17 protein-coding genes and 1 pseudogene are annotated in these 21971 nt (G+C 63.5%); 10 read left to right on the top strand and 8 right to left on the bottom strand.

Annotated elements, in window-relative coordinates:
- The first annotated feature begins 103 nt into the window (after window positions 1-103).
- The 4 genes from ABZ857_RS28350 (at window position 104) to ABZ857_RS28365 (ending at window position 7565) form a co-directional block, all read left to right on the top strand.
- A complete protein-coding gene (locus ABZ857_RS28350; RefSeq protein ID WP_357048308.1) occupies window positions 104-829 on the top strand; it encodes an XRE family transcriptional regulator in 726 nt (241 codons plus the stop codon).
- Window positions 830-1482: 653 nt separating this feature from the next.
- Complete coding sequence (locus ABZ857_RS28355; protein WP_357048311.1) at window positions 1483-3000, top strand: class I SAM-dependent DNA methyltransferase; 1518 nt, start codon at window positions 1483-1485, stop codon at window positions 2998-3000.
- The gene (locus tag ABZ857_RS28360; RefSeq protein ID WP_357048314.1) at window positions 2997-4106 is read left to right on the top strand and encodes a restriction endonuclease subunit S; all 1110 of its coding nucleotides are present in this window, start codon (window positions 2997-2999) and stop codon (window positions 4104-4106) included. Before ABZ857_RS28355 ends, ABZ857_RS28360 begins: the two co-directional genes overlap by 4 nt.
- Window positions 4107-4151: 45 nt before the next feature.
- Window positions 4152-7565: a DEAD/DEAH box helicase family protein gene (locus ABZ857_RS28365; protein WP_357048317.1), complete on the top strand. Its 3414-nt coding sequence runs from the start codon at window positions 4152-4154 to the stop codon at window positions 7563-7565.
- A 217-nt stretch (window positions 7566-7782) separates the two neighbouring features.
- Here ABZ857_RS28365 and ABZ857_RS28370 read toward each other — a convergent pair whose 3' ends face one another.
- Window positions 7783-10689 (bottom strand): N-6 DNA methylase, encoded by a 2907-nt coding sequence (locus ABZ857_RS28370; protein WP_357048320.1) that lies wholly within the window; start codon window positions 10687-10689, stop codon window positions 7783-7785.
- A 514-nt stretch (window positions 10690-11203) separates the two neighbouring features.
- On the bottom strand, window positions 11204-11455 hold the full coding sequence (locus ABZ857_RS28375; RefSeq protein WP_357048324.1) for a hypothetical protein: 252 nt from the start codon (window positions 11453-11455) through the stop codon (window positions 11204-11206).
- 308 nt (window positions 11456-11763) lie between these two features.
- Here ABZ857_RS28375 and ABZ857_RS28380 point away from each other — a divergent pair, with 308 nt between their 5' ends.
- From ABZ857_RS28380 to ABZ857_RS28395, 4 genes and pseudogenes are all read left to right on the top strand, one after another.
- The gene (locus tag ABZ857_RS28380) at window positions 11764-11964 is read left to right on the top strand and encodes a tetratricopeptide repeat protein (RefSeq protein WP_357048327.1); all 201 of its coding nucleotides are present in this window, start codon (window positions 11764-11766) and stop codon (window positions 11962-11964) included.
- Window positions 11965-12167: 203 nt separating this feature from the next.
- On the top strand, window positions 12168-13010 hold the full coding sequence (locus ABZ857_RS28385) for a hypothetical protein (RefSeq protein WP_357048329.1): 843 nt from the start codon (window positions 12168-12170) through the stop codon (window positions 13008-13010).
- A gap of 518 nt (window positions 13011-13528) precedes the next feature.
- Window positions 13529-13924: a helix-turn-helix transcriptional regulator gene (locus ABZ857_RS28390; protein WP_357048332.1), complete on the top strand. Its 396-nt coding sequence runs from the start codon at window positions 13529-13531 to the stop codon at window positions 13922-13924.
- Between the two features lie 119 nt (window positions 13925-14043).
- A pseudogene (locus tag ABZ857_RS28395) lies at window positions 14044-14377 on the top strand (NUDIX domain-containing protein).
- Between the two features lie 41 nt (window positions 14378-14418).
- On the opposite strand, the gene ABZ857_RS28400 reads toward ABZ857_RS28395, so the two are convergent.
- The 3 genes from ABZ857_RS28400 to ABZ857_RS28410 all read right to left on the bottom strand — a co-directional run bounded on the left by ABZ857_RS28400 (window position 14419) and on the right by ABZ857_RS28410 (window position 17473).
- Window positions 14419-15423, bottom strand: coding sequence for a hypothetical protein (locus ABZ857_RS28400; RefSeq protein WP_357048335.1), 1005 nt, complete (start codon window positions 15421-15423; stop codon window positions 14419-14421).
- Between the two features lie 224 nt (window positions 15424-15647).
- A complete protein-coding gene (locus tag ABZ857_RS28405; RefSeq protein ID WP_357048338.1) occupies window positions 15648-15971 on the bottom strand; it encodes a hypothetical protein in 324 nt (107 codons plus the stop codon).
- A gap of 332 nt (window positions 15972-16303) precedes the next feature.
- Window positions 16304-17473 (bottom strand): endo-1,4-beta-xylanase, encoded by a 1170-nt coding sequence (locus ABZ857_RS28410; RefSeq protein ID WP_357048341.1) that lies wholly within the window; start codon window positions 17471-17473, stop codon window positions 16304-16306.
- Between the two features lie 788 nt (window positions 17474-18261).
- Between ABZ857_RS28410 and ABZ857_RS28415 the strand changes: the two genes are divergently transcribed.
- Entirely contained in the window at window positions 18262-19653 is a 1392-nt protein-coding gene (locus ABZ857_RS28415) for an MDR family MFS transporter (protein ID WP_357048344.1), read from the top strand.
- 347 nt (window positions 19654-20000) lie between these two features.
- On the top strand, window positions 20001-20735 hold the full coding sequence (locus ABZ857_RS28420) for an alanyl-tRNA editing protein (protein WP_357048347.1): 735 nt from the start codon (window positions 20001-20003) through the stop codon (window positions 20733-20735).
- Window positions 20736-20805: 70 nt separating this feature from the next.
- Here the strand turns inward: ABZ857_RS28420 and ABZ857_RS28425 are convergent, their stop codons facing one another.
- From ABZ857_RS28425 to ABZ857_RS28435, 3 genes are read right to left on the bottom strand one after another with little or no spacing between them, the layout of a single operon-like run.
- Window positions 20806-20940: a hypothetical protein gene (locus ABZ857_RS28425; protein WP_357048350.1), complete on the bottom strand. Its 135-nt coding sequence runs from the start codon at window positions 20938-20940 to the stop codon at window positions 20806-20808.
- A complete protein-coding gene (locus ABZ857_RS28430) occupies window positions 20937-21419 on the bottom strand; it encodes a hypothetical protein (protein ID WP_357048353.1) in 483 nt (160 codons plus the stop codon). Before ABZ857_RS28430 ends, ABZ857_RS28425 begins: the two co-directional genes overlap by 4 nt.
- The gene (locus ABZ857_RS28435) at window positions 21416-21961 is read right to left on the bottom strand and encodes a DinB family protein (RefSeq protein WP_357048356.1); all 546 of its coding nucleotides are present in this window, start codon (window positions 21959-21961) and stop codon (window positions 21416-21418) included. Before ABZ857_RS28435 ends, ABZ857_RS28430 begins: the two co-directional genes overlap by 4 nt.
- Between the last annotated feature and the right edge of the window lie 10 nt (window positions 21962-21971).

Below are 21971 nucleotides of genomic sequence, written 5' to 3' on the forward strand. Positions count from 1 at the left end.
GCTTCCGTCGAAGCAGGGGAACCTCTACACCGCGACTAAGGGACGTCTGGGGACGTCTTGTGTTAGCGTCCCAGGCAGAGCCGCCCCCAGGAGGTACACCCCCGTGAGCGACACCCTGCGCCATGCCCTCGCCCGGGCCAGGCTCGGAACCGTCGACGTCGCCGCCGCTCTCGAAGTGGACCCCAAGACCGTCGACCGCTGGCTCAAGGGCCGCATCCCCTACCCGCGTCACCGCTGGGCGCTGGCCGACCTCCTGCAACTCGACGAAGGCGATCTCTGGCCCGACGTCGCCCAACCGCGGCGAACCATCTCTCACGAGGTGAGAGCCGTCTACCCCCACCGGTGGGCTGTACCGCAAAACATCTGGCGTCGGCTCTTCCAGGGCGCGAGCCGCGAGATCGACATCCTGACCTACAGCAGCCTGTTCCTCGCCGAGGACACCGGCATGATCCGCCTGCTGGCCAGCCGAGCCCGCGCAGGCGTAAGGGTCCGTGTCCTCCTGGGCGACCCCAACAGCCCGGAGGTAGCCGCACGAGGAGCCGAAGAAGGCATCGGAGCCGATGTCATGGCCGCCCGAGTACGCAACGCTCTCATGCTGTACCGGCCGCTTCACCAGGTCGACAGTGTGGAGATCCGCCTCCACCGCACGACCCTCTACAACTCCATCTACCGGGCCGACGCCGAACTGCTCGTGAACGTCCACGCCTACGGCGTTCCGGCAGCTCAAGCCCCCGTACTGAACCTAACGGCCACCAAGGACGAAGACAGCACAGCCGTCTACCTCACCAGCCTCGAACGCATCTGGGCCACCGCCGAACCGCTCCGCTGACCATCGGCCTCGCTGTCGGAAGCTACTTTTCTTCTCGCTATCAAGGGCGAGCCGCCTGCGGCGGCCCGCCAGCACGCCGGTCGGCCAGCCGGCCGGGCTGCGGCTCTCCGGCCGGTCCCGGCCGGCGCCGCCCGCGTGCTCCAACACCGATCCGGAACGCAAACCGGTCGAAGACCACCGTGGCCAGGACGGCGACCAGGGCGACGCGGTCCAACTCGCCGAGACGATCTGAAGAGAAGAGCCGCAAGGGGCTCCGCCCCCTGCCCCCCCGGCCCTCCGACGGAGATGCGCTTGACAGCCAACCCCTGTGGGAGGTCTCGAAGATGAGCCGAGGACAGTACAGGTGGTAGGGCGGTCATCTCCTCGTCGACCCCCGAAGGGATGCCAGACCAGCCGCCCAAGGTCAAGCCGTCAAGTGCGGGCAGGACAACCAGCAAGCGCGGAAGGTCACCGGGGGGCATGTACACGCGAACGACGGCTTGACCCCAGGCGTCCGGCCCGGCATAGCTACGCCTGCCCGACGAGGAGATGACCGCGATGCTTCACCATTGAGGGATCTTGATCCCCTCGCACCGGGTAGGGAGAACCAGGGGCGGGATCGGCGGGTTGCGAACAACCGTCTGCTGTGACTGGCGTGCACTATGCTCCGCAGCGTGATTACGGGTGAGCTGCGCAGCAAGATCGATAGGTTGTGGGACGCGTTCTGGTCCGGCGGGATCTCCAACCCCTTAGAAGTGATCGAGCAGATCACCTACCTGATGTTCATCAAGCGGCTGGATGGCATTCAGACCAGTAAGGAACGCAAGGCCAACCTCACGGGCAAGCCGATCGAGAACCCGATCTACACGGCCGATACCAGGCATCTGCGCTGGTCGGTATTCACCGAGACGCAGCCGGACCATATGTACGAGATCGTCGACGACGAGGTATTCCCATGGTTGCGTGAGCTCGGCGGCAAAGAGTCGACCTACTCCCACCATATGAAGGACGCTCGCTTCACTATTCCCACGCCCAACCTACTCACCAAGGCCGTGGACATACTGGCCGAGCTGCCCCTTGAGCAGGGGGACGTCAAGGGCGACCTGTACGAGTACATGCTCAGTAAGATCGCCACAGCCGGGCAGAACGGTCAGTTCCGCACGCCTCGGCACATCATCCAACTGATGGTCGAGATGATGAACCCGAGCCCAGGGGATGAGATCTGCGACCCGGCCTGCGGGACCGCTGGGTTCCTGGTGGCCGCCGCCGAATACGTCCAGCGCGAGCACTCTGAGGCGCTTCTCGAACGCAATCAACAGCGGCACTTCCACAACAGCATGTTCCACGGGTTCGACTTCGACTCGACGATGCTGCGGATCGCAAGTATGAACATGTTGCTGCACGAGGTCGACCAACCCGACATCCGCTACCGTGACTCCCTAGCACAAAACGTGGCCGACGAGACTGAGCGGTACTCCCTGATCTTGGCGAACCCCCCATTCGCTGGCAAACTCGACTACGAGACCACCGCCGAGGATTTGCTCCGGATCGTCAAGACTAAGAAGACTGAACTGCTGTTCCTGGCTCTGTTCCTTCGGCTACTCAAACCTGGCGGTCGCGCTGCTGTCATCGTCCCGGACGGGGTGCTATTCGGCTCCACTAGGGCCCACGTGGGTCTACGCAAGATGCTCGTTGAGAACCACAAGCTCGATGCGATTGTGAAGCTGCCGTCGGGGGTGTTCAAGCCGTACGCCGGGGTCTCCACCGCCATCGTCTTCTTCACCAAGACCAACGCCGGAGGCACCGATAATGTCTGGTTCTATGACGTCACGGCCGATGGCTACAGCCTCGATGACAAAAGGGCCCCGCTGCTGCCCGAGGAGAAGCAGGGGCCGCGCCCTAAAGTCGCCCTCGACGAGGCTGACCACGAAAAGAACAACCTCCCCGACGTCCTTGCCCGATGGGCTCGCCGCGACGGCTCCGAGCTGGAGCGCTCCCGCACCGCCCAAAGTTTTACAGTCCCCAAGGCCGACATCGTCGCCCAAAACTACGACTTCAGCTTCAATCGCTATAAGGAAATCGTCCATGAGGAGGTCGAACACCGTCCACCGCTCGATATAATCGCTGACCTTGAATCCCTCGAAACCGAAATCCAGGCTGGACTCTCCGCACTGAAGGCGGCCCTCGGATGAAAACAGCTGAATGGCCAGAGGTCAAGCTCGGAGACATTTGTGAGTTTAAGTATGGAAAGAGCCTCCCTGCTGCAGAGCGAGCACCGGGCCCTGCTCCCGTATATGGATCAAATGGCCCCGTGGGGACCCATGATCGCTATTTGACATATGGGCCCACGATTGTGGTCGGCCGCAAGGGCTCTTTCGGCGAGATTAGCTATGCGGCGGGCGGCTGCTGGCCAATCGACACTACGTACTATATCGATTCATCCGCCACTAGTGTTGATCTCCGTTGGCTCTACTATCGGCTCGGAGGCCTTGGATTCAAGGAGCTTAATCGAGCTGCCGCCATCCCAGGACTGAATCGAGATGACGCTTACAGCAAGCGACTGTTGTTGCCGCCACCAGAGGAGCAGCGTCGGATCGCGCAGGTGCTTGATCAGGCGAATGAACTACGGGCGAACCGGCGCCAGGCTATTACCCTCCTCGACGACCTTGCGCAGTCCATATTCCTCGAAATGTTCGGGCCAGACAGCCATTACTCGCTACTCCCTCTTGGGGCGGTGCTAAATTTCGTAACTAGCGGTGGCCGAGGTTGGGCAAAGTATTATGCCCCATCCGGGTCGAGATTTATTCGATCGCTAGACGTTCGCATGAACCACATATCAAGCCGGGACGCAGTGTATGTAAAAGCTCCCGATAACGCCGAAGCTCGACGTACAAGAGTTGCTGCAGGAGACGTTCTTCTCACCATTACAGGATCTCTCATAGGTAGAGTGTCAGCCGCCGGGCAGGAGCACGATGGAAGCTACATCAGCCAGCATGTCGCAATCCTCCGCCCAAATCCAGGCGAGCTTGATCCGCATTTCCTTGCCTTCTATCTGAGCCTTCCTTCTGGAGGGCAGCGTCAGATTAGAAAAATGCAGTATGGGCAAACGAAGCCCGGCCTCAATTTTGACCAGATTAGGGCTTTCGAAATCCCCAAAGTTCCTATTAAGGAACAGCGGAAATTTGTTGCCGTTCTGCGTGAAGTCCAAGGGCAAGTGCTGCAGATGCAAGGGCAGCTCCTCCGCCTCGATGAATGCTATGCCTCGTTGGAGGCCCATGCGTTTCACGGGAGGCTGTGAGAGACTCGCGACATCTACCGATGCCGGTGTAGTTAGGCGGTTGTCGTGAGCAACTTCGGGTTCATGAAGGCGGAGTGGCCGGAGCTGTACGGCGAGGCGATCCGAGCGGAGCGGTTGGCGATTGCGGACCCTCGCACGTCGTGCTTCTATGCGCGGCGAACCATTGAGCTGGCGCTCAATTGGCTCTACAAGGTCGATGACACGCTTCGGGAGCCCTATCACCGCGACCTGAGCGCGATGATCAACGAGCCGACGTTGGTCAACCTAGTAGGTCCGGCACTGCGGACAAAGATGGATGTGATCCGTAGGCAGGGAAATCTTGCGGTGCATTCGAACAGGCAGGTGCACAGCAGGGACGCGACGCGGACCGTGGCGGAACTGTTTCACGTGCTGTACTGGCTGGCCCGCAACTACGCACAACATGACGCGGACGCCCCTCCGCCCGGGTTGGCGTTTGATGCTTCGCTGATCCCAGTGCCCGAGCCCGCCGCAGTACGGCAGAAGAAGCTGGCCGAGCTGCAGGCAATGGCCGCTCGGTTCGCCGAACAACAGGGTGAGCTCGCTAAGGAGCGGAGACGCAGCCAGGACCTTGACGCCGAAGTACAGCGGCTCCGGGAGCAGATCAAGGCGGCCAAGCTCCTCAATGCTCAGCGACACGACACCCACGACTACAACGAGGCCGAGACCCGCGCCCACATCATCGACCTGCTACTCCAGGAAGCCGGCTGGCCACTGGACAAGGACGAGAACCGGGAGTACCCGGTGGACGGCCTGCCTTCTACAAAGTCCGGCAAGGGCAAGGTGGACTACGTCCTGTGGGACGACGACGGCAGGCCGTTGGCGCTGGTGGAGGCCAAGGCCACTACTCACTCGGCCATGGAGGGGCAGGAGCAGGCCAGGCAGTACGCCCATGCGTTAGAACGCAGGTTCCATCGACGTCCGGTCATTTTCTACAGCAACGGTTACGAGACCTGGATTTGGGACGACGGCAACAGATACCCGCCCCGACCGGTCCAGGGCTTCTACACGAAGGATGAGCTGCGCTCGCTGATCGCTCGGCGCGCGTCCCGACAGGCACTCAGCAGCACGCCGATCAACGAGGAAATCGTCGAGCGTTACTACCAGAGCCGCGCCATCCGCAAGATCGGCGAACGTTTCGATCGGGACAATCAGCGCCAAGCACTCCTGGTAATGGCAACTGGATCCGGCAAGACACGGACCGCCATCGCGCTCGTCGACCTGCTGCAGAAGGCCGGCTGGATTAAGCGGGTGCTGTTCCTTGCTGACCGCAAAGAATTGGTGACGCAGACGACCAATGTCTTCAAGCAGCACCTGCCGGGCACACCTGTGATCAATCTCCTGACGGAGAAGAACGACAGTGCCCGGGTGTACGTCTCGACGTACCCGACCATGCTTAACCTGATCAACAATGTATCGGACAGCGGCGAACGCAAGTTCGGGCCAGGCTACTTCGATCTGCTGATCGTGGACGAGGCACACCGGTCGATCTTCAACAAGTACCAGGCGATCTTCGACTACTTCGACGCACTGCTGGTCGGGCTCACCGCCACTCCCAAGAATGAGATCGACCGAAACACCTACCGAGTTTTCAATCTGGAGGAGGGTAACCCGACCGACGTCTACGACTTGGAGCAGGCCAAAAAGGACGGCTTCCTGGTCGGCCCATTCACCATCAACGTGCCGCTGAAGTTCCCGCAGCGCGGCGTTCGCTACGACGACCTCTCGGAGGAGGAGAAAGCGCGCTGGGACGAGCTCGACTGGGACGAGGAGGGCGGAGTCCCAACCGAGGTCACCGCCGACGAGGTGAACCGGTTCCTGTTCAACGAAGACACCATCGACAAAATGCTCCAGACCGTCATGACGTACGGCTACCGTATCGATGGCGGTGACCGGCTCGGCAAGACAATCGTTTTTGCTCGCAATCAGCGGCACGCCGAGTTCATCGTCGAGCGGTTCAACAAGCTCTATCCCGAGCACGGAGGCGAGTTCGCCCGGGTGATCAGTCACCAGACGAGCAGTCCAGAGCTACTGATCGACGAGTTCCGGCGCGAGGACTCAGCGTTGCGCATGGCAGTCTCGGTAGACATGCTTGACACTGGCATCGATATTCCCGAGGTCGTGAACCTGGTCTTGGCTAAGGCTGTCCGCTCAAAAACGAAGTTTTGGCAAATGATTGGCCGCGGTACGCGCCTCTGCAAGGACCTGTTCGGTCCCGGGCAGAACAAGGAGCAGTTCCTTGTCTTCGACCTTGCCCGCAATGTGGAGTACTTCAACGCCGACATCCCCGAGACCCAAGGACGCGCACAAAAGTCGCTGAGCGAGCGTCTGTTCGCCCAGCGCGCCGACCTCCTGTACGCCCTGGACCAGGAGCAACTCGCGGCCGACAGCGATGCCACCGTACGCAACGACGTGGCTACCCGTCTGCAAGGTGAAGTCGCCGGGATGAACCGGAACAACATTGAGGTACGGCGGCATCTGCGCGAGGTGGAAACGTTTCTTGACCCCGAGTCGTGGAAGCAGATTACGACGGAGAAACGTGATGATCTCAAGGAGAAGTTGGCCGGCCTGCCCTCGACGTACAAGGACGACGACACCAGCGAGGAGGCCAAGCGGTTCGACTTGCTCGCGCTGCGGCTGCAACTTGGGCTGCTCGTAGGCGATCCTGGGTATGACGCGCTGAGGCTTCAGGTTCAGCGGATCGCCGAGGACCTGCTCGACCCGACCACGCTCAACAATCCCGTCGTCGCCCGGCACACCGAGTTCCTCACCGACGTCGCGGGCGAGGACTGGTGGCAGGACATCACCCTGTCGATGCTGGAGACGATGCGCCGCACCATGCGCGGCCTGGTCCGGCTCATTCCGACCAGGCGCCGCGCCATCATCTACACGGATTTCGAAGACGAGCTCGGCAACCTCACCCACTCCGAGCTCAAGGGCCTTGAAATCGGCACCGACCGCACCAAGTTCGAACGGAAAGTTCGCACCTATCTACGCAGCCATAGCGACAACCTCGTCGTTCAGAAGCTCCTGCGCGGCCGCCAGATCACTAGCTCAGACCTCGACGAGCTCAAAGCCGTCTTCCTCGACCTGGGCTTCGGCACGGAGGCCGACATCGACCAGATTGCCGAAGAGCATGAAGGATTCGGCCTCTTCCTGCGCTCCATCACTGGCCTGAGCCGTGAGACCGCCGTACGTGCCTTCGATGGCTTCCAGCAGGGCCGCAACCTCTCTCCCGCCGAGTACAGCTTCATCGAGCTCATCATCGACTCGCTCGCTAAGAACGGCTATCTGGACGCCGGAGACCTGTATGAACCGCCCTTCAAGCGCCTTGGTGATCCCGACGTCGTGTTCCACAACACCGCTGACGTACACGTCATCGCCGATGTCCTGAAGCTTGTGAAAGAGACCGCGATCCCGGCGGATGCGGAGGCGTGTTGACACGCACGCCGCGGTCGGGTGACTACCCCTTCCTCTGTGGTAGTCAGGCCCAGTGAAGCGTAGGCGTGCGCGAGAGATCGCCCAACGCCAAACCGTGCTTATACCGACCTGCGTCTTGTTACAGACGATGAGACGCAGGTCGTGGCAGCGGACAAAGAACGTCCTTGCAGTATATCTTCAACTATGTGTTTCACTACCGAGGCTGCCAAAAGGTGGTTTACTCCATAAACTCTGCGAGCCCTTCGAAGATGGCTTCGCTATCCAAATCGTGACCCCTATCGATACTCTTGAGTCTGGCTACAGTTCTGACTATCTGGTCCGGATAGTAAAGTTCTGTTGCGAGGCATATAGGACAGTCGGCCAGAATGCAGAAGGGAAAAAGTGGTATCACTTCGCGCTGCGGCGTGAGCATGTAGAGATTGTTATCGGACACGGGTTTTCCTGTTTCGAAGGCGACTGGCTCAAAGTCGGGGTGGTCCCCCATCAAGAGCAGTCCAGATACCCGGTAGTTCCCACGCTTTGGCTGCCAGCTAAGCCTCTCACTGTATACCCATCTCGTCTTTGCGAGAAATGCGCTGCCAGTGAGGGCGCTAGATAGAAGCGGCTCTACCTTTGCTAGGCTCGTTTCCATCTCTGCCTTAGTTCGGGGCCCGCCACCATGTCTGATTTTGTTTCGGATGCTGGTGAGAGCTGCAAGGTCTGCACTAAGGCCCTTTCCTCCTTTCTTTGCGATGGTAGCTTGGCCGAGGCCGGCCACCTCATCGCCGCTTTTCCTCAGCTCATTTCCAACTGCCCTTGTTACTCCGACCCAGTGGCCTAGCGAGACGCCTGATGCGTGTACGGCATCCGTCCAATTATTTATTTCATTTACGTCCTTCCGGTCTTTATATGCTGCGAGGGCTAGGGAGATTATCCCCAGGGAAGTAATCAAAGTCTCGGCGCATTGCAGCGCTGCTTCGTGCCTCTCTGTGATGGTCTGACTATGCTGGAACTTGCGAACGGCGCGTGCGATTGCATAGGGATAGGTCTGCCGAAAAACGTGATATGGCTCGGTCTGCTTCGAGAGAGTCTGGCTAATCAGAGAGCCTAGGTCCGCTGCCTGTTCCAGTCGAATTCGACGGTCCCCTTTGGTGCCGTCTTCGAAGATGCTCATTCGGGACTTGTCGAGCGAGTCTTTAATCCGCTGTATTTCGTCGGCGCCCTCATTGAGAACTGAAACAGCGGAACGAATTGACTCAAAATCTCCCTCGCAAGCCGGGATCGCCAGATTTGCCAGGTCGTTTGTGCTGACGTGTGGGATCTCTGTGCCGCGACGCGAAATAGCTCGCTCTGCTTGCGGGGTTGATAGATATGAGACTATATACTCTGCTGGAGCTATATTGCGAATGATTCTAATTATCAGGACCCCTTGACCAGCCTGAATCCCCTCGTACTCGCTGGGGAGTATGGTCCAGTTGCGATTACTCCCCATGGCTCGACCGACTATGTCTCCCTCGCGGAGACGATTTGTTCGTCGATCGGTGATGTGAATTGGAAGGTCCTCAATGCTCGGCAGTGGAGACGTCAGCATTGAGGCATGCAGGACTCTTTGCTCATTTAGAATCTTGTCAGGATGTGCATCCCACTGAATCTCCTGTGCGGGTATCCACCCAGTATGGATCTCGGTGAAGTCGCCAAGTCGCCAGTCCTCGACGCGCCCACTCCTCGTTCCCTCCCCGATTTCTCGGTAGCAGTTGATGCTGAGGTTGTAGTCCTGAGCGATTATCTCTTTCTTGGCTACGCAGAAGCTCTGCTCTGAGCGTCTGCGCTTCCGTTCGCTATCGTTCCTGTGCGCCCAGCGCGTAATTAGGTCCGGAAGGTTGTTGCGCGCGCTTTCGCCGTCTTCCAGTGCCGCAGTAGGGCGTGGGCCAGTCTTGTTCTCGCCCAGCAGTGGAGCGTGTCTGCTGTCGAGGCTGAAGCCATCGGCGGTCACCTCGTAGAACCAGACATTGTCAGTGCCGCCACTGTTGGTCTTAGTGAAGAGGAGGATCGACGTGGAAATTCCGCTGTACGGCTTGAAGACGCCGCTTGGTAGCTTGATTACCCCGTCGAGTTTGTGGTCCTCTAGTAGAACCCGACGGAGCTCCTTGTGTGCTGTACTAGAACCAAAAAGCACGCCGTCTGGCACGATGACAGCAGCGCGCCCACCGGGCTTGAGTAGGCGCAAGAACAAGGCCAGGAATAGCAATTCAGCCTTCCTGGTCTTGACGACTTGGAGCAGGTCATTGGCGGTGGTTTCATAATCGAGGCTACCCGCAAACGGCGGGTTGGCCAGGATCAGGGAATATCGCTCGGTCTCGTCGGCGACGTTCTGAGCCAGAGAGTCGCGGTGGCGGATGTCCGGCTGCTCGATCCCGCGCAGCAGCATGTTCATGCTCGCGAGGCGAAGCATCGTGTTGTCGAAGTCGAAGCCATGGAACATGCTGTGGTTGAAGTGTTCCGCCTCAGCTGAACCACGCAGTGCCTCGCTGTCGACACGGGATATGTACTCGGCCGCGGCAACTAGGAAGCCGGCCGTGCCGCAGACAGGGTCGCACACTTCATCTTCAGGGCTGGGAGCCATCAGTTCGACCATCAACTGGATGATGTGACGAGGGGTCCGGAGCTGCCCACTCTGCCCAGAGATGGTGTTCTTGCTGAGCATGTACTCGTATAGGTCGCCTCCTGCGTGGCCCTCCACAAGGGGAAGTTCGTCGAGCAGGTCTATAACTTTGGCCAGCAGGCTAGGTGTAGGGATGGTGAACCGTGCGTCTCGCAGGTGATGGGTGTAGTTGATATCAGACCCAGTTATAGACCGGAGCCACGGGAACACCTCGTCTCGAACGACGCTATACATCCTGTCCGGCGGCAACTTCTTCAACCGGTCCCATCGGAGGTGGTCCGTCTCCGTGGTGTAGATGAAATTCCCTGCCGGCGTACCCGTGCGTTCATGCTGCTCTTCTTCGGAGGCCTGGATGACATCCAGCCTTCGTAAGAACAACAAATACGTGACCTGGTCGGCTACCTCTATGGAGTTAGAGATTCCGTTGGACCAGAAGGCGTCCCACAACCTGTCGATCTTGCTCTTGAGCTCATCTAGTACCACAGAGCAGAAGCTACCGGCTGCGACGATCTCCGTCGCTACTTTCGAGCCATTTTGCGTGGTATCGGGTAACTCTCGCCAACGTCGCGAGGAGGGCTAAGCGGTTGTACGCCGACCCGTGCCGTACAGATGTTAGCCATCACTGGGCCGTGATCAGTGCGGACGAGTGGTGGCGAGCTCCGCTGTGCCCGCATCAGCTCGACGAGCAGACCATTGGGGCCGAGTGCTGTACCGCAACGTGAACTCGGCTACCTACAGTCGCCGATCGGGCTGCCGGCGGACCGCTGGTGGGCGCGCTCGGCGAGTGTGACCTCGATGCTGGCGGTGTCTGCAGCGGGCACACGGCGTGGACCGCGCTGCGTGGGAATGGCCGATTCATCGGTGCGGACTTTCCGACGACAGGCGCATCGACACGGACGTGTGCGTTGTCGCCATGGGGGCGGTTCGCAAACCCAAAGCGCACCCGGCCCGCAGTGCTGCCCGGCTGCTCCGGCACCACTACCTCCGCCCGATGCTCCTAATCCGGGAAGTAGTCGGACGTCTCGGCCAGTGCCGGGTGCTCCTCGAACACGGCATTCTCCAGCGCCCTGCGCGCCGCATCTAACGCCTCGATCGCCACCTCCAGCTGCTCCGCCGGAAACGCCCTCGGCCCTGTCCGCGGGTACGCGTTCAGCAACGCAACCCGCTCGTGCAATAACTGGTCCCGCACGCCGGAAAGGACCTGGCCCATGCGTAGGTGCTCGGGATGGGAGAGACCGCGCTTCGTCATCGTGCTGTTCCTCGGTTCGGTGAGGCGAAGTTAACGCACTTCTGTGGCGAACATGCATGGATATGCACCGTATGGGTGCGAGCAGCCTACCGCTCGCCCCAGCAGCCTGTGCCCTGCACGGGTGCCCGCCAGCTTTCTACCGCCGTAGACGCTCCGGCACAGTTGGGCCTGCTCGGCATGCGCCAGTACCTCCTGATCGTCCAGGACCGGTCGGTGCAGTTCAGGAACAGCCAAAGGAAAGCCGGTGAAACTCGCCCGTCAAACAGTCGAGATCACTTGCCAGAGGACAACCATCGTCAGAGCACACCTTGGCCAGCCGGGCCAACCTGGCGGTCGTGCTGCGGCAACTAGGGCGGTTGGAGGAAGCCGAGGCTGAACAGCGTGCGGTTCTGGGAGCCCGCCGTCGTGTGCTGGGTGAGGAACACCCCGACACCCTAAACAGCCGCAATAACCTGGCAGACGTACTTAGAGATCTAGGCCAGTTCGAGGAGGCGCAGGTGCTGGAGTGACAGCGGTTACCACGCCCGGCCACACTCTGAAGAGCGCTCGTCCCTGCGGTCGGGTCCAAGTAGCGTCCGTACGATCGAAAGGGCAGATGCTGGCCCAGCGGCCGCAAACTCTGACGACAACAGTGACGACAACGTCGGTCACCAGCAGCGAACAGCGGCATCCTTGCAACACCGCTGACCACGGGACGGGCAGGGGAAGCAGGGTGATTGTTCCGCCTGAAAAGCGGAAGGTCGGCAGTTCGACCCTTTCCCTGACCGCCAGATCTGAACAGCAAGAACGCCCCGAACGGATTGTCGTTCGGGGCTTTTTTATCTATGGTGACGGCAACCCGTTCCGCTTGCGAGGCCCCGAGCATTGGCGGCACGCTGGAGCGGTGGACTTAGGCGTGATCAGTCTGGTTGTCACGATCGTAATCGGCGTTGCACAGGCATACCTCGCCTGGCTGCAGCTACGTCATTCACGCAATCAGGCGACGCCCCAACAGGCGGGCCCGGCCGAGAACGCGTCGCCTCCGCCCGCCACGAGCGCCGAGCCAACGCCCTCCCCCGGCCCCGCACCGCCGCCCCACGACGCCCCTGCCGAAACCCCGCCCGCAGCGCTCCGTCAGCGCCGCGCCCCTGAGTCCCATCCGCGCCCCGATCCGCAGGTAGAGGAGGTAGGGGAATCGTGCCCCTCCCCGCCAGCCGACACCCCGGTCGAGGACACGCGCGGCATCATCCCAGTTCTGCTGGCCTACATCCCGCCGGCGGTCGGGGGCTTAGTGAGCCTCTCCGCCCTCGGCTGGATCTTCGGATACGACGACCTGGCCAAGGGCGTCACGACACCCACGGACCGCGCGCAACTGTCCGTCAGCCTGTGGTTCATAGCGGCGGCGATCCTGGTCAGCAGCGCATCGACCGGGTTCAAGGCGTACACGTGGTTCCGCGAGAAGTCCATCTCCGACGACACTAATGAGGTGCGCTTCAACCTGTACGTGGCGATGGCGGTGCTCGGGCCGCCGCTCGCGGTGTGGCTCGTGATCGCCCGGCGCGCCGTGATGTTGTGACCTTGCGCCCCTTCAAGGTAAGCCGGATGTTGAAGGATCACGTCGCGTTGCAACAGACGATCAGATGCCGATCGTGCGAACCGCAGTGCGTGAGGGAACCGCGTGCGTCGCCGAGCTTGCCGGCGGCGCCCCGACAGCATGAGCCAGTGCGGGATATGCGCGGGATGATCTCCGTGCGCTACGCCTCCGCTTGATGCTGAGCCGCAGGTCAGAGCCGTTACAGCCGGAGAAACCGTAGTGCTCTTGAAAACCGCTAGGCCGGGTGACCGGTCTCGTGGGTTCGAATCCCACGCTCTCCGCTCAACCAGCCACAACGGACGGCGTCTGACCGGCGGTTCCGCTCGGTTCAGACGCCGTTGAGCGTTTCAGTCATGTTCTCCTTCCGTCGCAGATAGTGGTGCGTTGTGACACCGAGAGTGCGACGGGAGGGCAGGACGAGATCACTACACGACGGGACATGTTCAAGACGTCCCGTCTACGATTGCCACGTCCCTGGACGTCCTGACGCGGCAGGTGAAATGGCCAACGAGCGACTACGCGCGGCCCTTCTGGAACGCGGGGTGAGCATCGCCGAGCTGGCGACCGCGATCCAGGTGGACCCCAAGACCGTCGAACGCTGGATCACCAAAGGCCGCGCACTGTACCGAAAGCACAGGTACGCCGTCGCCACCCACCTGGGGATGGACGAGGGCTACCTATGGCCCGAGGCCCTGACGCGGGAACAGGTCGCCTCAGCGTCCGAGAGCGAGATCGTCACCGTCTACCCGCACCGCTGGGCCGTCCCTGGGACGCATGGGGACGTCTGTTCGCCCAGGCCCAGGACGAGATCGGCGTCCTGGTCTACATCGGCCTGTTTCTCGCCGACGATGCCGGGATCGTGCGGATGCTCGGCGAGAAGGCCGCAGCCGGAGTGAGGGTACGCATCCTGCTCGGTGACCCCGACAGCCCCGAGGTCGCCCAACGCGGCGCAGACGAGGGCGTCGACGATGGCACGGCCGCCCGCGTACACAACGCCCTCGTCCTTTACCGGCCTATCCGCCGCAGCGACAACGGCAACTGGGCCGTCCCCGGTGGTGCCATCGACCTCGGCGAATCCCTCCCCTAGGCCGCTGTACGCGAGACCCTCGAAGAAACGGGCATCGTCTGTGAGATCACCGGCCTCATCGGCACCTACACCGACCCCCGCCAAGAGTTCTCCATCGTCCTCACTGCCTGCCACGTCAGCGGCCAGCCCACCCCGAGCAGTGAATCCACCGAGGGTCCGATGGGTGCCCGGTGCCGAGGTCGAGATGCTGCCGATGGACCGCTCGATGGCTCTGCGGATCGGTCACTACCTCGCCGGCACCGGCCTGCCGTACATCGGATAGCGCGCCTGCGCAGTCAGATGAGGAGAGCGTGGAAAGGTGCGTCAGCTTTCGTGGGGCGCCTCGGTGAGGATGCGCTCACACTGCTCTCGATCGCGCGGGAGTCCTGCTTCTTCGAAGAGAAGGGCGATGCTCCCGTTGCGGGGATCCCAGAGGTCATCGTTGTGAGTGAGCGCACGCAGAAGCGATTTCTGGCCTGGTGACAGGGGCGTTCCAGGGCGGTAGGGCTCGCGGAAGGCGAAGGTCAGCAGCGGCCCCCAATCGGAATGGAAGCCGGTCCAGCGGGCTTGCTGGGCTATGGCCGTCGCAGGTTCAGCGATGCGGTCGAAGTCATCGACCCGATCAATGACCGCGGTGACCACTTCGGTGCGATGCACACCGGCTGGCAGGGAGTCGGCCAGCGCATCGACAAGGATGGCGACAGCCCGGGCGCTGTGCCGGGACGACGGTGCCAACGCCGCGCGGAGACGGACAGCGCGGTCAGGGTCATCGAGGAACTCCTGTACATCCTCGCCGAGTTCGCCAAGCAATCTGACCCGTACGTGCCGGTCTTCATTCTCATGGGTGAGCCAGCGACGAAGCCGATGTGCCATCGACGGGCGTTCCGATGCGAGCTGCGGAAGACGGAGTTGCTCGACGACGGCCTCGGCCACACGTGTCCGTAAGCTACGCGAATCAGAGTCGAGCAGGCGGACGATCTGGTGGTAGGCCTCGACCACCGACGCTTCCAGCTCCGGGATACACGGAGCGAAGGACGAGTCTTCCCGCAGCTCATAGGTAGCACTGGCCACCGCTCCCAAAAATTCGACGAGCTCGCCAAGGACGTCGCCGTCGACCGCACCGGTAGCGATCAGCCAGCCGACCACACGCGCCACAGGGGCGGTTGCCTCGCCCGGGAACCCCTGATGCAGAACCGCGCTGTCCAGGTGCGTTAGGGCATCCGCGCGCGCCTTCTCGTCGGAAGACGTCAAGGCCGCCAGGTGCCCGGGTATGTCGGTGGCCTTTCCGTAGGCGTGCGTGAGGTGTGCCCAGTCGAACTGGTCGATCATGCGATGCTTCCTTGTGCCAGCCGCGCTTAGATTGCTTCAACGGTGTCCATGATGCACGGCGTCGAGGTGGTGATCGAGTGGCTCACCAGGTGCTCGGAGCCGTACAAGGAGTGGATTCCGCATCGTCCACCACTGCCTGACCACCGGCCAGACCTACGACGAGGCCATAGCCTTCCCCGCAGCTCTCTGCTCGAAAGAGCGTGTGGGCGCTGCGATGCGGTCTACTACTCCTCCAACGGGACGTCGCTCCAGCGGAACCACGCGTCCTGGCCACTGATGTGAAGGAGGAAGTCCGCCACTGGGCGGCCGTCCGGGGCGATCAACTCCACCTGGTCGCTGATGCGTGCATACGCCGCTTTCCAGGCGTCGTAGTCAAGCTCGCCGTCTGCCTCTATGAGGGCGAGTTCCTCCACGAACAGCGGCTCCACAGCCGCGTACCCGGAACGGGCAACGAAGCGCCCCGACAACCAGGGGAAGTGGCCTTCGTCCACCCGGATCTCGCCGAGGATCTCCCCACCACCACGCAGCTGCCAGACCTGCTCGACCACGCCCGGACGATACCGCTCACCTTCAAGCATGCGGGGCTCCGCCCCAACCCCGCCCTCCGACGGAGATGAGGTTGACAGCTACCCCCGTAGGAGGTCGGTGAAGCGCTCCCGACTCCACAGAACCCGAGGCACATCAAGGTCTCCACCGAAGCCGGGGCGGTTCAGGTACGAATCCTGCCGAGGGCAATCACGTGATGTCTCAGGACATCGGAAACCCCCGAGCCCAGGGTTCGGGGGTTTCTCCTTATCCAGGACAGATCACGGCAGACGGGGCCGCCTCGTGGAGTGCGGCCCCGGTGGTGCCAGGGCGGCCCCGTGCGTGCCGGTGTGGGTCAGTTGCGGCCCGCGCCCGGGCCGGAGCGGTGCGGTGCGCCCGCGGCGAGTGCGAGGTCCTGCTGGAGCACGTAGTACTGCGACTTGGGCTGCAGGTTGCCGTCATACAGCAGCGCGGCGCCCTCCTGCGGGTCGTCGAACCAGCCGGGGATCCAGGAGTACGTGTCACCGAATCCCCAGGGGGTGAACGAGATGCACTCGCGCACCGCCAGGCAGGCCTTCAGGGCGCGGGACCAGTAGCTCTCCTGGGCGTACCCGGCCAGCGGGTTGGTCGGGGTGTTCTCGTTCGGCGGGGCCTGCGTGAACGTGCGGACGTCCACCTCGGTCTCGGCCACCTTCAGGCCGAGATCCGCGAAGCGCTGCAGGTTGTTCTGCAGGTCCGGGAAGCCGTACTGGGTGTCCAGGTGGCCCTGGAAGCCGACGCCGTCGATGGGCACACGCTGGGCCTTTAGAGTCCGGACGAAGGCGTACACGGCGTCGCTCTTCGGCCCGGTGAACTCGAGGTTGTAGTCGTTGTAGAACAGCAGGGCCTTGGGGTCGGCCTCGCGGGCCCAGCGGAAGGCGTCGGCGATGTAGCCGAGGCCGCCCCACGCCTTGTACCAGATGGTCTGGCGGGGCTGCCCGTTGTCGTCGAACGCCTCGTTGACCACGTCCCACTGCCAGATGTCGCCCTTGAAGTGCTTCACCTGATCCTGGATGTGCTTCTTGAGCAGGGCCTTCAGCTCGTCGTTGGACAGCGTGGTGGTGTAGCCGTCGGAGGAGAGCCAGGTGGGCAGCTGGCTGTGCCACACCAGCGTGTGGCCGCGGACCAGTTGCTTGTTCTTCTTCGCGAAGGCGACCAGCCGGTCGGCGGCAGCCCAGTCGTACGTGCCGCGGGTGGGCTCCACCAGCTGCCACTTCATCACGTTCTCCGGAGTGACGCTGGAGAACTGCTCGGCCGTGATCCGGGTGTAGTCGGCGTTGCCGCCGAGCTCGTCCGTGTTCACGGCGGTGCCGATACGCAGACCGACCCGGTCGCCGAGGGCGCGCAGCGAGTCCGCGGGATACCTGGTGGCCTGGGACTGTGCGGGGGCGGCGCCAGGCTCGGCCGAGGCCGGGCCGGTGAGAGCCACCCCGCCCAGCAGGACCGTGGCGCTCACGAGGCCGATGGACAGTGCGGAGCGAAGCACAGGGAACTCCTCGGGTTGGGGGGAAACGGGAGCGTGACGGGTGGTGCGATCAGGTCAGCCGCGGCGGGCGGGCAGCGGCACAGCGCCCGGCACCAGACCTGTGGCGGCCGGTGGGACGGGGAGAAGACGTGACCGGCGTGGGGGCCGGCTTCGGTTGACCACGACGACTCCTCTTCGGCCAATGAAGGCTGTCCGAAAGTTTCGGCAGTGTTACGAAAGCAATGCCGACCATAGGAACCCGTCTGTTGTACGTCAAGAGTCACAACCACCAGCGATGTTCACGGACGGCGCGGGTTCCATGGAGTGGGATGTGAGGGTCGGCTCTCCTTCTGGCGTGACGCGAGCAGCAGCCGTTCCGAAACCTTTCGGCGACTCCCTCCTTGTCGGGCAAGGGAGACGATCGTGTGAGGTGGCCTTGCCGGGCAGGATCACTGCGGCGTCTCGGCCGAGAACGTCGAAGCCAACGCTCTCGGCTCGACCGGCGGAAGCAGTACCTCACCAGCGGGTTCACCCGTCGGACACCGTTGGTCATTACCGTGTGTAGCCGCATCGTGTGCGGGTGAAAACCAAGTGACATTTCGGGTGACTTGCCGGGATGCTGGCTGCGAACGATGAGTTTTGTCGGTGGCGCCTGTCAGGCTTTCTACGCCCACAACTTCTTGTGAGACCCGAGGCTGGGGCCGGCAATGGCCTCGTCATGTCCCGACAACCCTGATCGAGGTGCCGTGTCCATCGCCCTGTCTGATTCACCCAAAACCGCGACGGCCGTTTCAAGAGGCACCCCGGCCGTGATCCGGCTGCTGGTGCTCGCCACGTTCGTGGTCGTCCTCAACGAGACGATTATGATCAACGCGATCCCCCGGCTGATGGGCGCTCTGCACATCACCGAGCAGACCGCGCAGTGGCTCTCGACCGCCTTCATGCTGACTATGGCCGCTGTCATCCCGATCACCGGATGGTTCCTGCAGCGGGTGACCACCCGCCGCGCGTACGCCACCGCGATGGGTCTGTTTCTGCTCGGCACGGCGTTGGCGGCCGTGGCGCCGTCGTTCGAGGTGCTGCTGGGCGCCCGGATCATCCAGGCGTCCGGGACCGCCGTGATGATGCCGCTGCTGATGACCACACTGATGCAGGTGGTGCCCGAGGCGGACCGGGGCCGTGTGATGGGCAACGTCAGCCTGGCCATCTCGGTCGCGCCCGCGATGGGCCCGACGGTCTCGGGGTTGATCCTCCAATTCGGGTCGTGGCGGCTGCTGTTCGCCGTGGTGCTCCCCATCGCCGCGGTGATCACGTGGCGCGGCCTGAAGCAGCTCAAGAATGTCGGAGATCCCCAGGTCAGCTCCATCGACTGGTTGAGCGTGGTGACCGCCGCCGGCGGCTTCGGCGGCCTGGTATACGGGCTCAGCCGGTTCGAGGGCGGTGACGTCCGCGTTGCCGCCTCGGTCGTCGCGGCGGGCCTGGTCGCCATCGTCGTCTTCGTCGTCCGCCAGCTGTCGTTGCAGAAGCGCGGCGTGCCGCTGATGGACCTGCGCACCCTGCGCCACCGCACCTACACGGTCGCGCTGATCCTCATGTCGGTGGCCTTCATGGCGATGCTCGGTTCGATGATTCTGCTGCCGCTGTACCTGCAGAACGTCCGCGGGCTCAGCCCCCTGGAGACCGGACTCCTCGTGATGCCGGGCGGCCTCGCGATGGGGCTGCTCGGTCCGGCGGTCGGCCGCCTGTTCGACCGTTTCGGCGGCCGGGTTCTGGTCATTCCCGGCGCGGTCGGAATCACGCTCGCGCTCGCCGGCCTCACGCAGGTCACGATGACCATGCCCTACTGGCAGCTCCTGGGTTTGCACGCGTTGCTGATGGTGAGTCTGGCGGCGGCCTTCACCCCGGTGTTCACCCTCGGGCTCGGAGCGGTTCCTCCACACCTCTACTCCCACGGCAGCTCGATCCTGAGCACGCTGCAGCAGGTCGCCGCGGCCTTCGGCACCGCGCTCGTCATCACCGTGATGAGCGCGCGAGCCGATGCCCTGAAATCCGCGGGAGTCGCAGAGGCGCTCGCCAACCTCGACGGCATGCGGCTGGCCTTCATCATCGGTGCGGTGCTGTCTTTGGTCGTGGTCGTCACCGCCGTGCTCCTACCGGCTCGTGCCGACAGCGTCGCCGAGAGCGAGGAACCCGGCCGATGAAAGCGGCGTGACGGTGGTGGGGCGAAACATCGCCTGCCGGGCGCCCGACCCGCTCGCGGTGCGGAGCCAGGCCGACTTCGCCGCTCTCGTCGCCTTCAACCAGCGGTCGCGCGAGGACTGCCGGGCGCGCACCGGGCCATCACGTACGGGCGCTGCGGGCCGGCCTGCTCGCCCGTGCCGACCGGGGTGAACTGCCGTTTCCCCCGAATCCGTCGATCCCCTGAACCGGGCCGCCCTGCTTTCCCTGGTCTTCGACGCCCTCTGCGGACCGGCCTGGCCGGAGCTCGCGAATCTGCTCGTCGTGCGGCAGGGGCTTGGGATGCCCTACACGACCTAAAATTGGTGAGGTGACGTTCGATCTTCACGGGCGGACGAGGCGGCTGGAGCTGGCCGACCAGGACCTGCGGTCCTTCGAGGCCGTCGTGCTGGAGGCCACGCCGGACGGGATCGTCCTGGACCGATCGGCCTTCTACCCGGGCGGCGGAGGCCAGCCGCCGGACCATGGCGTGCTGCTGTGGCAGGGCGTTGAGACCCGCATCGAGGGCGTGCGCAAGGGGGACGACCTCTACCTCGTCCCAGCGCCGGACGATCCGATCCCGCCCGCCGGAACCGTCGTAAGGGCGGCGGTCGCCGACGAGCGGCGCTCCGCGCTCATGCGCACCCACTCGGGCCTGCACGTGCTGTGCGGCGTGGTGTTCCGCGACTACGGGGCCCTGGTCACCGGCGGGAACATGGACCCGATGACCGCCCGGATGGACTTCAACCTCCCCGAGGTGCCGCCCGGCTTCAAGGAGGCGGTCGAGGACGCGTGCAACGCCGAGATCGCCGCCGACCGCCGGATCGACGTACGGGTGCTGCCCCGTGCGGAGGCCTTCGCGATCCCCGACATCATCCGCACCGCGACGAACCTCGTGCCGGAGCACATCCCGGAGGTGCGGATCGTCGACATCGTGGGCCTGGACACCCAGGCCGACGGGGGCACGCACGTCGCCTCGACCAAGCAGATCGGCAGGATCAAGGTCGCCAAGATCGAGAGCAAGGGTCGCGGTTTCCGCCGCCTCCGTATCGCGATCTCCGACTGACCGGCCTCTGGCTGAGCAGCCCTCCGACTGACCGGACCTCTGGCTGACCGGGCCGTACGCCGCAGGACGGTCAGAAGTCGATCCGCACGACGGCTCGCCTGAGGGTCGGCCTGCTCACCTCGGTGAAGCCCGCGTCGAGGAAGACATCGCGGCTGCCGACGTGGAGCTCGCCCCAGGTGATCTCGACCCCCGGCCAAGTGATCATCGGGTATGCCTCCAGGGCCCGGGCTCCCCGTCCGCGGGCGAAGTCGATCGTGGCGTTGCCAGCGCGTACGTCACCCCGCGCCCGCGGAAGCCCCTGCGGGTGACGAAGCAGGTCACGGCCCAGACGCTGTCGTCCGCTTGGTCCTCCTGCCGTCCGGTCCAGGGGACGCGGGTGCGGGTCAGCTGGGGGTAGGCCGTGCGGGGCTCGACCGCGCACCACCCGACCGGCTCACCGTCCAGGTAGGCCACGAGACCGCTGGTCGACCGGGCTCCGGGGGTTCCGCAGCCGGTCTGCTCGCGCAGGCGCGCGGCACGTTCCGCGTCGGAGACCGAGCCCCACCGGTAGGTGAAGATCTTGTAGCGCTGGCAATGGCAGTCCGTCGTGCCGAAGATCGCCTGCAGGTCGTCCCACGACGCCTGGTTGGCGGGGACGATGACGAGCTGCTCGGCGGGAATCGGCTCAGGGATGTCCTGCCTCATTCCGCCGGCTGGTCCTCTCCGACCAGGCCGTCGACGGACTCGCGGATGAGGTCGGCGTGCCCGATGTGGCGGGCGTACTCCTCGATCATGTCGATCAGCAGGCGGCGGAGGCTGGGCGTCTCGCCGCGGGAGTTGGTGTAGGCCGCGAGCCGTCCGAGGCCCCCCTCGGCCAGTGCCTGCCGTACGTCGGCCCGGGAGCGGGCCACCGCGTCCTGCCACAAGGTGGTCAACTGCTCGGGAGTGTCATCGGCGGCCGTGCGCCACTCCCAGTCGGGGTCGGCGTCGAAGTCCACCGTGTCCCAGGGCGGCGACGGCGGCCGCCCGAACAGCTTCTGGGAGAACATGTCGTCCTCCACCAGGGCCAAGTGCTTGAGCAGCCCTCCCAGGGTCATGGACGACGCGGCGGCGGTCGCCCGCAGGCCGGCCGCGTCGAGCCCGCCGCACTTCCACGCGAATATCCGGCGCTGGCGTTCGAGGGAGCCCAGCAAGGTGTCGATCTCGTCGCCCGCGACCGGCGGCTCATAAAGGACGTTTTCGGTCATGGCGGACAGG

This window comes from Microbispora sp. NPDC046933 (assembly GCF_040644635.1).
Taxonomy (GTDB): Bacteria; Actinomycetota; Actinomycetes; order Streptosporangiales; family Streptosporangiaceae; genus Microbispora.